15 protein-coding genes and 1 pseudogene are annotated in these 13,472 nt (G+C 67.3%); 8 read left to right on the forward strand and 8 right to left on the reverse strand.

Annotated features, from left to right (window positions below; translation table 11 throughout):
* From AC1RJ9_RS13995 to AC1RJ9_RS14025, 7 genes are all read right to left on the reverse strand, one after another.
* Positions 1–879 (reverse strand): F0F1 ATP synthase subunit gamma, encoded by an 879-nt coding sequence (locus AC1RJ9_RS13995; protein WP_492837502.1) that lies wholly within the window; start codon positions 877–879, stop codon positions 1–3.
* 7 nt (positions 880–886) lie between these two features.
* Entirely contained in the window at positions 887–1,516 is a 630-nt protein-coding gene (locus AC1RJ9_RS14000) for a pseudaminic acid biosynthesis-associated methylase (RefSeq protein ID WP_492837503.1), read from the reverse strand.
* 10 nt (positions 1,517–1,526) lie between these two features.
* The gene (atpA, locus tag AC1RJ9_RS14005; RefSeq protein ID WP_492837504.1) at positions 1,527–3,059 is read right to left on the reverse strand and encodes a F0F1 ATP synthase subunit alpha; all 1,533 of its coding nucleotides are present in this window, start codon (positions 3,057–3,059) and stop codon (positions 1,527–1,529) included.
* A 50-nt stretch (positions 3,060–3,109) separates the two neighbouring features.
* Positions 3,110–3,664, reverse strand: a complete 555-nt coding sequence (locus AC1RJ9_RS14010) for a F0F1 ATP synthase subunit delta (RefSeq protein ID WP_492837505.1) — start codon at positions 3,662–3,664, stop codon at positions 3,110–3,112.
* Between the two features lie 192 nt (positions 3,665–3,856).
* Positions 3,857–4,090: a hotdog family protein gene (locus tag AC1RJ9_RS14015; RefSeq protein ID WP_492837506.1), complete on the reverse strand. Its 234-nt coding sequence runs from the start codon at positions 4,088–4,090 to the stop codon at positions 3,857–3,859.
* A 160-nt stretch (positions 4,091–4,250) separates the two neighbouring features.
* On the reverse strand, positions 4,251–4,601 hold the full coding sequence (locus tag AC1RJ9_RS14020; RefSeq protein ID WP_492837507.1) for a DUF8200 family protein: 351 nt from the start codon (positions 4,599–4,601) through the stop codon (positions 4,251–4,253).
* Between the two features lie 270 nt (positions 4,602–4,871).
* On the reverse strand, positions 4,872–5,288 hold the full coding sequence (locus AC1RJ9_RS14025) for a hypothetical protein (protein WP_492837583.1): 417 nt from the start codon (positions 5,286–5,288) through the stop codon (positions 4,872–4,874).
* 167 nt (positions 5,289–5,455) lie between these two features.
* Here AC1RJ9_RS14025 and AC1RJ9_RS14030 point away from each other — a divergent pair, with 167 nt between their 5' ends.
* From AC1RJ9_RS14030 to AC1RJ9_RS14065, 8 genes and pseudogenes are all read left to right on the forward strand, one after another.
* A complete protein-coding gene (locus tag AC1RJ9_RS14030) occupies positions 5,456–6,769 on the forward strand; it encodes an acyl-CoA dehydrogenase family protein (protein WP_492837508.1) in 1,314 nt (437 codons plus the stop codon).
* An 80-nt stretch (positions 6,770–6,849) separates the two neighbouring features.
* Entirely contained in the window at positions 6,850–7,485 is a 636-nt protein-coding gene (locus AC1RJ9_RS14035; RefSeq protein ID WP_492837509.1) for a LemA family protein, read from the forward strand.
* 1 nt (position 7,486) lies between these two features.
* Positions 7,487–8,290, forward strand: coding sequence for a TPM domain-containing protein (locus tag AC1RJ9_RS14040; RefSeq protein ID WP_492837511.1), 804 nt, complete (start codon positions 7,487–7,489; stop codon positions 8,288–8,290).
* A 1-nt stretch (position 8,291) separates the two neighbouring features.
* Complete coding sequence (locus AC1RJ9_RS14045; RefSeq protein WP_492837512.1) at positions 8,292–8,993, forward strand: TPM domain-containing protein; 702 nt, start codon at positions 8,292–8,294, stop codon at positions 8,991–8,993.
* Positions 8,994–9,011: 18 nt separating this feature from the next.
* Positions 9,012–9,101: pseudogene (locus AC1RJ9_RS14050) on the forward strand (type II CAAX endopeptidase family protein); the annotation flags it as partial.
* Positions 9,102–9,122: 21 nt separating this feature from the next.
* The gene (locus AC1RJ9_RS14055; RefSeq protein ID WP_492837513.1) at positions 9,123–9,554 is read left to right on the forward strand and encodes a DUF1330 domain-containing protein; all 432 of its coding nucleotides are present in this window, start codon (positions 9,123–9,125) and stop codon (positions 9,552–9,554) included.
* Between the two features lie 95 nt (positions 9,555–9,649).
* Positions 9,650–10,837 carry an acetyl-CoA C-acyltransferase gene (locus tag AC1RJ9_RS14060; protein ID WP_492837514.1) on the forward strand — a complete coding sequence of 396 codons (1,188 nt, stop codon included), beginning with the start codon at positions 9,650–9,652 and terminating at the stop codon, positions 10,835–10,837.
* A gap of 290 nt (positions 10,838–11,127) precedes the next feature.
* Positions 11,128–11,265 carry a hypothetical protein gene (locus tag AC1RJ9_RS14065; protein WP_492837515.1) on the forward strand — a complete coding sequence of 46 codons (138 nt, stop codon included), beginning with the start codon at positions 11,128–11,130 and terminating at the stop codon, positions 11,263–11,265.
* 75 nt (positions 11,266–11,340) lie between these two features.
* Here AC1RJ9_RS14065 and AC1RJ9_RS14070 read toward each other — a convergent pair whose 3' ends face one another.
* The gene (locus AC1RJ9_RS14070; protein WP_492837516.1) at positions 11,341–13,266 is read right to left on the reverse strand and encodes a HAMP domain-containing methyl-accepting chemotaxis protein; all 1,926 of its coding nucleotides are present in this window, start codon (positions 13,264–13,266) and stop codon (positions 11,341–11,343) included.
* Positions 13,267–13,472: the final 206 nt, after the last annotated feature.

Raw genomic sequence — 13,472 nt, forward strand, 5'->3', positions numbered from 1 at the left:
TCAGACGGCTTCGGCGCCGGAGATGATCTCGATCAGCTCCTTGGTGATCTGGGCCTGGCGGGAGCGGTTATATTCGAGGGTGTAGCGCTTGATCATGTCGCCGGCGTTGCGCGTGGCGTTGTCCATGGCGGTCATCTGGCTGGCGTAGAAGCCGGCCATGTTGTCCAGCAGGGCCGACAGGATCTGGACCGTCAGGTTGCGCGGCAGCAGGGTCTCGAGAATGGCCTCTTCCGAGGGCTCGTACTCGTAGACCGCCGAAGCTCCGGTCGCCGGAGCCGCGGCGGCGTCGACCACGGCCGGGATCAGCTGCAGCGCCGTCGGGGTCTGGACGACGACCGACTTGAACTGGCTGTAGAACAGCGTGACCACGTCGATGTCGCCGGCTTCATAGAGGCGCGTGACGACGTCGGCGATCGGCTGGGCGACCGACAGGGTGAACTGGCGATAGGCCGACAGGTCGAAGTTCTCGACCACCTTGGCGCCGTAGGGGCGCTTCAGCTGGGCGGTGACCTTCTTGCCGACGCAGACGATCTTCACGTCCTTGCCCTGGGCGATCAGGCTGTCGATCCGCTGGCGCGCGGCCCGCACGATCGACGACGTGAAGCCGCCGGCCAGGCCGCGATCGGCCGCGGCGACGATGATCAGGTGACGATCGTCGCGCCCCGTGCCGGTCAGCAGGGCCGGAGCCCCGTCGCCCGACACGCCGGCGGCCAGGTTGGCGATCACCGAAGCCAGGCGCCGGGCGTACGGACGGGCGGCTTCCGCCGCGTCCTGGCTCCGGCGCAGCTTCGCCGCCGCCACCATCTGCATCGCCTTCGTGATCTTCTGCGTCGCCTTGACGCTCGAGATCCGATTGCGCATTTCCTTTAGGCTTGCCATCCGCCTATCAGACCTTCCTAAACAGCCACCAGGTGGTGTCGTCCATCACGGTCGTTCTTCTCCAGAAGAACCCGTAATCAACCAGCACCAGATCCGGGAACAGATCCAAATAGAGCGAGCCGAAATCGTTCTTGAACAGAAGATCCGTCTCGCCTCGGTACGTAATCGTTTCCGCCTTCGGCGAAAAATACTCGGCGCAGAGGACGTACTTGGCGGACACGCGATGAATCTCGCGCATCGTCGCCTCGAGCTGGGTCGGATCCACATGGATCAGAACGCCCGAGGTGAACGCCAGGTCGACCGCGCCATCCGCCAGCGGAATGCTGTGCCCGAAGCCCTCGAACAGACGCTCGGGCGGCAGGACGCCGTCCTCGAGGATCTGCTTGCGGGCCGCGCCGTTGGGCTCGATGCCCCACAGCTCGGCGTCGGTGATCGCCTGGAGACCCCGCAGGTTCAGCCCGACGTTCGGACCGACTTCCAGGATGCTCTTGGGCGGATCGCCGACCAGACGCGGCAGCACCTGCCCCCAAGCCTTCGTCCGGCCGCGCACGGCGTCGACGGTCACGGCGTTCCGCTCGGTATAGCGGTCGCCGAAATCGCCGGACCAGGCGTCCAGGGTCTTGGGGGCGTCAGCCATCTGCCTCGCCTTAGGCGAAGGTCGCCGAGAAGCTGTCGAGCGCGCTCTTCAGCGTGTTCTCCAGATCCTTGTCGAGGGCCTTCTTGGTGCGGATGCCGTCCAGCAGGTCCTTGTGGGCGCTGTGGAGGCGAGCCAGCAGCTCGGTCTCGAAGCGACGGACCGACGAGGTCGGGATCTTGTCCAGATAACCGCGCGTGCCGGCATAGATCACGCAGACCTGCTCTTCGACCGACTGCGGCGCGTACTGGGGCTGCTTCAGCAGCTCGGTCAGGCGCTCGCCGCGGGCCAGCATCTTCTGGGTCGAGGCGTCCAGGTCCGAGCCGAACTTCGCGAAGGCGGCCATTTCACGATACTGGGCCAGCTCGCCCTTAATCGGACCGGCGACCTGCTTCATCGCCTTGATCTGGGCCGACGAACCGACGCGCGACACCGAGATGCCGACGTTCACGGCCGGGCGGATGCCCTGGTAGAACAGGTCGGTTTCCAGGAAGATCTGGCCGTCGGTGATCGAGATCACGTTGGTCGGGATGTAGGCCGACACGTCGTTGGCCTGGGTTTCGATGATCGGCAGCGCCGTCAGCGAGCCCGAACCGTTGTCTTCATTCAGCTTCGCGGCGCGTTCCAGCAGGCGCGAGTGCAGGTAGAACACGTCGCCCGGATAGGCTTCGCGGCCCGGCGGGCGGCGCAGCAGCAGCGACATCTGGCGGTAGGCGACGGCTTGCTTGGACAGATCGTCATAGATGATCAGGCCGTGCAGGCCGTTGTCGCGGAACCACTCGCCCATGGCGCAGCCCGAGAACGGGGCCAGGTATTGCAGCGGGGCCGGCTCCGAGGCCGAGGCGACGACGACGATCGTGTATTCCAGGGCGCCGTGCTCTTCCAGGGTCTTGACGATCTGGGCGACGGTCGAGCGCTTCTGGCCGATGGCGACGTAGACGCAGTAGAGCTTGGCGCTCTCGTCCTTGCCGGCGTTGACGATCTTCTGGTTCAGGATGGTGTCGATGGCGACGGCGGTCTTGCCGGTCTGACGGTCACCGATGATCAGCTCGCGCTGGCCGCGGCCGACGGGGATCAGGGTGTCGATCGACTTCAGGCCGGTCTGCACGGGCTCGTGCACCGACTTGCGCGGGATGATGCCCGGCGCCTTGACGTCGACGCGGCGACGCTCGGTGAACTCGATCGGGCCCTTGCCGTCGATCGGCTCGCCCAGCGGGTTGACGACGCGGCCCAGCAGGCCACGGCCGACCGGCACGTCAACGATCTCGCCGAGGCGACGGACTTCGTCGCCCTCCTTGATGGCCTGGTCCTGGCCGAAGATCACGGCGCCGACATTGTCGCGCTCGAGGTTCAGGGCCATGCCCTTCACGCCGGCCTTCGGGAATTCCAGCATTTCACCGGCTTGGACGTTGTCCAGGCCGTAGATGCGGGCGATGCCGTCACCGACGGACAGCACCTGGCCGACGTCCGAGACGGCGGCCTCTTCGCCGAAGTTGGCGATCTGCGACTTGAGGATGGCCGAAATCTCGGCGGCGCGGATGTCCATGGTCTTCTGGGCTCTCTGCGATCTAATTTTTCTGGCGCTTACTTAAAGGCTTAAGCGCGCTTCAGGGCGAATTTCAGGGAATCGAGCTTCGAACGGAGCGAAGCGTCGAAGAGACGCGAACCGACGCGCACCTTCAGACCGCCCAGCAGGGACGGATCGACGCGCGTGGAAACTTCAGGGGTCTTGCCGAGCGCTTCAGCGAGAGCGGCTTGCACGCCCTTCAGCTGGGCGGGCGACAGGGCGGCGGCCGAGACGACCTCGGCGGTGACGACGCCGCGGTGCTTGGCCGACATCTCGGTGAAGGCGGTGATCGCGCCCAGCAGGTCGCCCGCGCGACCGTTGGCGGCGACGAGGCCCAGGAACTTGGTGGTCAGCGGCTGGAAGCCGGCCTTCTTGGCGACGGCGGACAGGCCCTTGCCCTTGTCCTCGGCGGAGAAGGCCGGCGAGGCGATCAGACGGCGCAGGTCGGCGCTGTCGGCCACCATGGCCTTCAGGCTCTTCAGGTCGGCCTCGACCTTCTGCAGGGAGCCGTTCTCGATCGTCAGTTCGAAGAGGGACTGCGCATAGCGCTGACCCGCATCCGTCGCCTTGGTTTCGTCCGCCACTTGGTATCCGCCCGGTGCGTTGTAAATGGCCGCGAACAAGAAGGTTAACCCTTATCGCGGCTTAAAGGCTTGAGCGTGCTTATGAAAAGCACATGGACGGCCGACGCGTCCGCGCCGCCCTGTCCGAAGCCGCGCGCCTGATAACACGGGCCTTTCGCAGTCGCAACCAAAGGGGCGAGGCTGGTTAGCCGTTCAGTCCGCGGCGCGGCGGAACACGGCCGAGGCGGAAGCGGCCAGAGCGCCGTCCGGACGCCGCAATTCGCCCTGGGCGAAGACCAGGCTGCGGGTGCCCCGCTCGACCCAGGCCTTGGGCTCCAGACCCTCTTCGCCGGCGCCCCCGGCATAGTCCACGGTCATCGAGGCCAGGGCCGTTCCTTCGCCCGCGGCCTTGCGCAGAACGGTTTCCAGCTGTGCGGCCAAGCTCATGTCCATCAGCGTCAACTAATCACTGGTCCGAAAAAGAAAAGGGGCGGCGGAAGGTTTCCGCCGCCCTTTAAGGTGAATGCTCGAGGAAACAGCCAGACCGGGCCGGAGAAACGGCGACCCACAACGCGTCTGGTACTCAGATAAAGCGCGGTACGTGTTCCTACTTAGCCGAAGCCAGGGACGAAACGTCCTTGGCCGAGGCGTTGCAGCGGGTCAGCTCGTCGGCGTCCAGCGACTTGGTTTCGCCGCCGAAGGCCGCGACGCGACCCACTTCCTTGGCGAGCGCTTTGCAGGCGACCGCGGTGAGGGCCCGCGACGGGGCCTGGGCCGAGACGCATTCGGCGCCTTCGCAGACGAAGACCGCTCCGCCGGCCACGACCTTGGTCTTGGCGGCGACGGGGGCGTCCAGGGCGGCGGCGATACGGCCGTCGGCGAGGGCGCTGCCCGCGAGGGGCCCGGCGAGCATCGAGAAGGAGATGGCGGCGACAGCCGCCAGGGTGCGGAGCTTCATCAGAAAGCCCTCCGGTGTTGGGGAAATTGCGGTCAGATCGTTGATCGTCGAAAAGCGGTACTGGCCGCCCGGACCCTACCAATCCCCTGGGGCCACCCTATCTAGGCATGGCCGCGCCGGTATCCCCACCGGTGCTTCGGGTCCGAACTAAGCATCGCTTAGATATCAGTGATAAGAAATTGCGCAAGCGGAATTTCGCACGCGCGTCGCATTTTCAGAAAACGGGGATTTCGGAGCGATCGCGGCGAATGGCGGCCGGAAACGGCGAGCCTACAGCCCCAGGATCGAGTCGATCCGGCTCTCGGCCTTGGCGTGGATGGCGCGGTCCTCGACCATGCCCTCGGCCCGAGCATAGCGGCCGTTCTTGCCGGCGCGACGCTGGATGCCCTCGGCGGTGAGCACCGGCGCGACCTGCTTGGGGTCTGTGAAGGCGCCGAGCAAGGCGGCCATGACGGCGCCGATCACGGCGGCGGCCACGGGGCCGATCATGCCGATCCAGCCCTCGCCGAAGATCGCCTGCAGGCGGATGATCAGAACCTCGCGGTTCGGTTGATGGCCCATGACGCCGATGGCCCAGTAGACCCCGCCCTCGACCAGAACGGCCAAGGCGATCGGCAACAGAACACCCAGCCAGCGCGGCCGGACGAACAGTCCGAGCGCGGCCCCGATGATCGCGAAGGCGGCCATGGTGATCATGGCCGAAACCCTACGCACGCTCTGGTCAAGGACCGGTTAAAACTTCATTCCGCCCCCATTCCCAAGGGGCACGGTTGGCCGCGACCGCGCGCCGCGCTTAGTCTCTCGCCATAACCATAAGATGTGCGCTCAAGAACGCGCTTGAGGGAGGCTTCGCCATGGACTTCCACTTGCCACCAGAGCTGACCGCCTATCTGGGCGAGCTGGACGCCTTCATCGACAGGGAGATCGCGCCCCTGCAGGCGCGCGACGACAACGACCGCTTCTTCGACCACCGCCGCGAATGGGCCCGCACCGACTGGGACGGCGGCGGCCTGCCCAAGCACGAGTGGGAAGCGCTTCTGGCGCAGGCCCGCAAGCTGGCCGACCAGGCTGGCCACTACCGCTTCGCCCTGCCCAAGGCCTATGGCGGCCAGGACGGCTCCAACCTGTGGATGGCGGTGATCCGCGAACACCTGGCCAGCAAGGGCCTGGGCTTGTTCAACGACCTGCAGAACGAGCACTCGATCGTCGGCAACAATCCGTTCGTGCTGATGATCCGCGACTTCGGCCGGCCCGACCAGCAGCACCTGATCACCGACATGCTGGACAAGGGCGCCTTCCGCCTGACCTTCGGCCTGACCGAGCCCGACCACGGCTCGGACGCCACCCACATGGAGACCCAGGCCGTGCGCGAGGAACGCCATGGCGAGGCCGGCTGGCGGATCGACGGCGAGAAGATGTGGACCACGGGCATGCACGCGGCCACCCACTGCTGCCTGTTCGCCCGCACCTCGGGCGAGGACGGCGACGCCCGGGGGATCACCGCCTTCCTGGTTCCGGCCCACGCGCCCGGCGTGAAGATCGAGGAGTACCTCTGGACCTTCAACATGCCGACCGACCACCCGCGCGTCAGCTTCACCGACGTCTGGGTCCCGGAGAGCGCCATGTTCGGACCCGAGGGCGGCGGCCTGGCCCTGGCCCAGCACTTCGTGCACGAGAACCGCATCCGTCAGGCCGCCTCCAGCCTGGGCGCGGCGACCTACTGCATAGAAGAGAGCATCAAGTACGCGCGCGCGCGCAAGCCGTTCGGCAAGGCCCTGGCCGAGAACCAGGCCATCCAGTTCCCGATCGTCGAGCTCTCGACCCAGGCCGAGATGCTGCGCCTGCTGATCCGAAAGACCGCCTGGGACATGGACCAGATGTCCAAGGTCGAGGTCGAAAAGCGCCTCTCCGACAAGGTCTCGATGTGTAACTACTGGGCCAACCGCCTGTGCTGCGAGGCCGCCGACCGGGCCATGCAGATCCACGGCGGCATCGGCTACTCGCGCCACAAGCCCTTCGAGCACATCTACCGCCACCACCGCCGCTACCGGATCACCGAAGGCAGCGAGGAGATCCAGATGCGCAAGGTGGCCGCGTGGCTGTTCGGCTATATGGGTCCGCGAAAACAGACCTTCGCCCAGGAACGGGCGGACATGGATAAGGTTTAACCCGTCGCGACCTGACGTGTATCAATGGACACGCTATCTAACCGCGATACGCGAACATACGTGTTCGCGCAGGAGGCTCCATGAACCGTCTCGTCCGTTACGCCGCGCGCATCGCCCTGATCGTCGCCATTCCCGCGACGCTGGCCGGCTGCGGCATCAACACCATCCCCACTCAGGACGAGGCCACCAAGGCCGCCTGGGCCGAGGTGCAGAACCAGTACCAACGCCGCGCCGACCTGGTGCCGAACCTGGTCGCCACGGTGAAGGGCTACGCGGCCCAGGAAAAGAGCGTGCTGGTCGAGGTGACGCAGGCCCGCGCCAGCGCCACCCAGGTCAAGGTCGACGCCTCGACCATCACCGACCCGGTCCAGTTCCAGCAGTACGCCGCCGCCCAGGACAAGCTGTCGGGCGTGCTGGGTCGGCTGATGGTCATCCAGGAGCAGTATCCGGACCTGAAGTCGAACCAGAACTTCCTGGCCCTGCAGAGCCAGCTGGAAGGCACCGAGAACCGCATCACCATCGCGCGCCGCGACTACAATAGCGCCGCCCAGACGTACAACACGACCCTGCGCACCTTCCCCAGCGTGCTGTGGGCCAAGACCGTCTACAGCGGTCAGAAGCCGGCCCAGCTGTTCCAGGCCACGGCTTCGGCCCAGAGCGCCCCGACGGTGGACTTCTCCAGCCCGCCGACGGCGACCCCGCCGAAGGTCAACTAGGTTGCAACGCGCCCTGCCCAAGGTCCGGGCGAGCGTGAGGACGTGGCTGCTGGCCCTCGCGGCCGTGCTCTTCGCCCTCCCCGCCTTCGCCGATCCGAAGTTCCCGCCCCTGACCGGGCGGGTGGTCGACGACGCCCAGATCCTGTCCCCCCAGGTCGAGCAGGACCTGACGGGCAAGCTGGAAAACCTCGAGACCACGACCGGCCGCCAGCTGGTCGTGGCCACCGTGCCCAGCCTCGACGGCTATCCGATCGAGGACTACGGCTACCAGCTGGGCCGGACCTGGGGCATCGGCGAGAAGGGCAAGAACACCGGCGTGATCCTGCTGGTCGCGCCCAACGACCGGAAGGTGCGGGTCGAGGTCGGCTACGGCCTCGAGCCCGTGCTGACCGACGCCCTGTCCAGCGTCATCATCCAGAGCGCTATCCTGCCGAAGTTCCGCGCCGGCTACATGGAGGGCGGCGTCGTCGCCGGGACCGACGCCCTGGTCGAGCAGCTCAGCCTGCCCGCCGACCAGGCCAAGGCCCGCGTCGCCGAGGCCAGCCAGCCCGACCGGCAGAAGGCCAAGGGCTCGCCGATCGTCGGCTTCCTGATCTTCCTGTTCATCATCTTCGTCTTCTCCAGCCTGTTCCGGGGACGCCGCGGTCGCGGCGGCCTGGGCTCGGCCCTACCGTGGATCATCCTGGGCGCGCTGAACGACAGCGGCCGGCGGGGCGGGGGCGGGGGCTGGGGCGGCGGCGGTGGCGGCGGCTTCTCCGGCGGCGGCGGATCGTTCGGCGGCGGCGGCAGCTCGGGGAACTGGTGAGATGGCGCAATTCATGACCCCGCAGGACCTCGACCGTATCGCCGGCGCGGTGGCCGAGGCCGAGAAGACCACCGGCGGCGAGATCTTCTGCGTGCTCGCGCCCGAGGTGTCGGACTATCGCGAGACGCCCCTGGCCTGGGCGGCGTTCGCGGCCCTGGTCCTGCCGGCCGGCGCCCTGTTCGCCGGCTTCCGGCCCGAGATGCTGACCCGCCTGTTCGGCGGCTGGAGCATCGGCCACCAGGCCGCCCTGGACGGCGCGATCCTGTCGGCGCTGTCGACCTACATCGCCCTGCAGCTGGTGGTGTTCGTCGTCGTGGCGCTGGTGGTGTCGATGCCGCCGGTCCGCCGCGCCCTCACGCCCGGCTCGCTCAAGGCGGCCCGGGTCAAGCGCGCGGCCCTTGAGCAGTTTCTCAGCCACGGCCTGCACGTCACCCGCGACCGCACCGGCGTGCTGATCTTCGCCGCCCTGGCCGAGCACCGGGTCGAGGTCATCGCCGACGAAGGCATCTACGCCGCCGCGCCCAATGCGGTCTGGGACGAGGTCGTCGCCGATCTGGTCGCGGGCCTCAAGCGCGGCGAGATCGCCGACGGCTTCGTCGCCGCCGTGAACCGCACCGGAACGATCCTGGCCACCCACATTCCGCCGCGCCCCGACGACCGCAACGAACTGCCCGACGGCCTGACCATCCTGACGAAGCGGTGAGGACAGGGAGATAGGCGGACACGTCCGGCTGAAGCCGTCGCCCTCGCGATATTGAGCTTGGCGTTGTTCCGGTTCTGGCCTCCACTGCGATCCGAACAAGAGCGCTGAGGCGCCGAGACCGGAGGAACCATGTCCAGCATCGACCCGACGCGCGCGCAGTTCGACGCCTTCAAGGCCTTGCCGCGCGACACGCCGATCCAGATGCTCAACCTGATCCGGCTGAAGCCCGCCGCCGACTATCCGCAGGGGCATCCCCTTCATGGCAAGGGCCTGACCGGCCTCGACGCCTATCGCGAATATGGCCGCACGACCGCGCCGCTGTTCGCCAGCTTGGGCGGGCGGCAGGTCTGGGCGGGACGGCCCGAGGGCGTGGTCACCGGCCCGACGGACGAGCGCTGGGACCTGGCCTTCATCGCCGAATATCCGAACGCCGGCGCCTTCCTGGCCATGGTCACGAACCCGGACTACCGCGTCTTCGTCGAGCACCGCACGGCGGCGGTCGAGGACTCGCGGCTGATCCGCCTGGCGCCGATGGAGCCGGGCCAAGGGTTCGGGGAATAGACCTACCGTTGACGCTAACGTCATCTTTCGCCGCGCGGAAAGCCGGTCTAGGGTGAGCCCAATTCAAACTAACGTTTAACGGGGAGTGCGCCTCTATGCGCGAAGCGGTTATCGTCTCTTACGCCCGCACGGGCCTGGCCAAGTCCAATCGGGGCGGCTTCAACAACACCCATGGCGCGGCCATGGCCGGTCATGCGATCCAGCACGCGGTGAGCCGCGCCGGCCTTGAAGGCGCCGAAGTGGAAGACGTGGCCCTGGGCTGCGGCGGCCCCGAAGGCGCCACCGGCATGAACGTGGCCCGCAACGCCGCCATGTGGGCCGGCCTGCCGGTGACCACCTCGGGCCAGACTATCAACCGCTTCTGCTCGTCGGGCCTGCAGGCGATCGCCACGGCGGCCAACTATGTGCGCAATGACGGCGCCAATGTCGCCATCGGCGGTGGCGTCGAGTCGATCTCGCTGGTGCAGGGCGGCGGTCACATGAACCGTCACCACATCACCGAAGAAAAGCTGATGGGCACCCATCCGGCCCTGTGGATGGCGATGATCGACACCGCCGACATCGTCGCCAAGCGCTACAACATCAGCCGCGAATACCAGGACGAATACGCCCTGCGCAGCCAGCAGCGCATCGCCGCCGCCCAGGCCGGCGGCCTGTTCAAGGACGAGATCGTCCCGATGGCCACCAAGATGAAGGTGGTCAACAAGGAAACCAAGGAAGAGAGCTTCGTCGACTACGTGGTCGACAAGGACGAGTGCAACCGCGCCGACACCACCCTGGAAGGCCTGGCCAGCCTGAAGCCCGTCATGGGCGAGGGCAAGTTCGTCACCGCCGGCAACGCCAGCCAGCTGTCGGACGGCGCCGCCGCCGTGGTGGTGATGGAAGCCAAGGAAGCCGAAAAGCGCGGCCTGACCCCGCTGGGCGCCTTCCGCGGCTTCGCCGTCGCCGGCTGCGAACCCGACGAGATGGGCATCGGCCCGGTCTTCGCCGTGCCGCGCCTGCTGGAACGCCACGGCCTGAAGATCGACGACATCGACCTGTGGGAGCTGAACGAAGCCTTCGCCAGCCAGTGCCTCTACAGCCGCGACAAGCTGGGCATCGATCCTGAGAAGTACAACGTCAACGGCGGCTCGATCGCCATCGGCCACCCCTTCGGCATGACCGGCGCCCGCTGCGCCGGCCACCTGCTGATGGAAGGCAAGCGTCGCGGCGCCAAGCTGGGCGTGGTGACCATGTGCATCGGCGGCGGCATGGGGGCCGCGGGTCTGTTCGAAATCTTCTGATTTCGATCAGGACGGAGGACGGCGCCCATCACTAGAAGTGGCTGAGATCGCTTTCGCGATCTCAGCGCGGCGCGGCGGGTCTGTTCGAGATCTTCTAACTCCAAACAGTTCCGAACGATCGATCCTAAAAAGGCCGGGAACCCGCAAGCGGGTTTCCGGCCTTTCCTATTGGATCAGGACGCTTCGGGACCACAGGACCCGGGCCTTGAACCCGGCGGCGGCGGGGCCATCTAGGCTCTCGTCTGCGCCCGCGAATTGTCGCTTCAAGACGCCAGACCCGAGATAGGACCATGGCTGCCAAGGCCTTCTTCACCGTCGCCCTGCTGATCGCCGCCGCCATCGGCCTGGCCCTGCCGACGCCGAACGCCAGTCACGGGCCGCAGACCACCAAGTCGTCGTTCGAGACGATCGCCCTGAACCGCGGCTAAGCCCTCGGCTGAACGAAGACGGGCTCCCCGGTTTCCCGGAGAGCCCGCGCAAGATCGCTGATCAGACCAGGGCGATCAGAACTCTTCCCAATCCTCGCGAACCGCCACGGCGGCCGAACCGCGTCCCGGACGAGCCGAGACCGCCGGACGCGCGGGCTCGGCACGGGCTGGAACCCGAGCCGGCGCCGGAGCCGGCGGACGATAGGTCGTTTGGGCCGGACGCGACGTGGCGACGGCCGGCGCGCCCTCGGTCACGCGGAAGCGACCGACCAGCTCCATCAAGGCCGCGGCCTCGTTCTTCAGCGAGTGCGAGGCGGCGGTGGCTTCCTCGACCATGGCGGCGTTCTGCTGGACGACCTGATCCATCTGGTTCACCGCGCCGTTGACCTCGTTCAGACCGGTGGCCTGCTCGGTGGTCGAGGCCGAGATCTCTTTCATCAACGCGTCGATCGAGGCGACCTGCTCGACGATGCGGCTGAGGGCCTCGCCGGTCTGGCCGACCAGATCCACACCCGCGCCGACCTGCTGGGTCGAGGTCGAGATCAGGGTCTTGATCTCCTTGGCGGCGTCGGCCGAGCGCTGGGCCAGGGCCCGAACTTCCTGGGCGACGACCGCGAACCCACGGCCGGCTTCACCGGCGCGAGCGGCCTCGACGCCGGCGTTCAGGGCCAGCAGGTTGGTCTGGAAGGCGATCTCGTCGATGACGCCAATGATATTGCCGACCTGGGTCGAGGAGGTCTCGATCTCGGTCATGGCGGCGACGGCCTGGCTGACGATGCGGCCCGAGCGTTCGGCGTCCGACCGGGCGTTGGCCACCACCTGCGAGGCCTCCTTGGCCCCCGCGGCGGTCTTGCGGACCGTCGCGGTGATCTCATCGAGGGCGGCGGCGGTCTCTTCAAGGCTGGCGGCCTGCTGTTCCGTCCGGCGCGAGAGGTTGTCCGAGGCCTCGGCGATCTCGTCGGCGCCGCTGTTGACGCCGCCGGTGGCCGCGTTGATCGACTGGATCGCCTGCTGCATGCGGTCGGCGGCGGCGTTGAAGTTGGCCTTCAGGCTTTCGGCCTTGGGCGCGAACGGGGTGGTGATCCGGTGAGTCAGGTCGCCGCTGGCCATATGGTCCAGCGCCTCGTTCAACGCGGTGATGGCGATGGCGTCATTGCGGGCGACCTCGGCCTTCTCGGCCTCGTTGGCGGCGCGCTCATTGTCGGCGGCGCGGCGATGTTCGGCGGCGGCGGCCTCGATGCGGACCTTCTCGGCCTCGGAATCCTTGAAGTAGGCGACGGCGGCGGCCATGTGGCCGATCTCGTCCTTGCGGCCCTGGGCCGGCACCTCGACGGTGCTGTCGCCCGAGGCCAGGCGGCGCATGGCGTTGGTCATGGCGGTGACGGGGGCCGCGATGGCGCCGGTCAGCAGCAGGCCGCCCGCGACCGCGATGCCGGCCGTGATCAGGATGCCGATGGCCAGGGCCAGGGTCGATTCCAGGGAGGTCTTCTTCTGGGCGGCGGCTTCCGTCGCCAGCTGGGCCTCGGCGTGCTTGGTGATGGCTTCGATGGCGTTTTCGACCGGCTCGACCGCCTTGTCGGCGACGCCGTCGTTGCGCACCAGCTCGACCGCCTGAGGACGAGTGGCCGGATCGGCGCCCAGCCGCTCGCCCGGCTCGATGGCCATCTTGCGATAGTTGGCGTAGGCGGCGTCGACGGCGGCGATGCGGGCCAGGTCTTCCTGGTCGCCAGCGGCCAGCGCGCGCATCTCGTCCAGCGCCTTCAGGAACTTCGGCTTGTGCGCCTCTTCCAGGCGCTGGATGTAGTAGTTGTCGCCCGACAGCAGGAAGCCGCGCAGCGAGTTCTCCTGGCGAGTCAGGCGGAAGGCCGCCGTGTCAGCCTGGCGCAACATCTCATAGGCGCGCTCGGTGCGCTCCACCGACTGGGCCAAACCGACCTTGTTGGCGTAGAGGGTAGCGCCCATCACAACGATGGTCGTGAGCATGACAGCGAAGACCGCCATCAGCTTGTGTGGAATTTTCAGATCGCCAAAAGACACCGGCCGGAGCTCCTCGAAATGGGGCGGCGACCGCTAAACCTCGGATAACACTACTCTTTGAAACTGCACTACGGTTCGCGGGCGTCACAGGCACAGTGGCCTCGAACGATTGCCGGGGCATTAACCGTGCCGTGGCGGAATGTCGCATAAATGACAACTCCGCCACTTTT

Source organism: Caulobacter sp. GW822-FHT07D08, assembly GCF_058798735.1.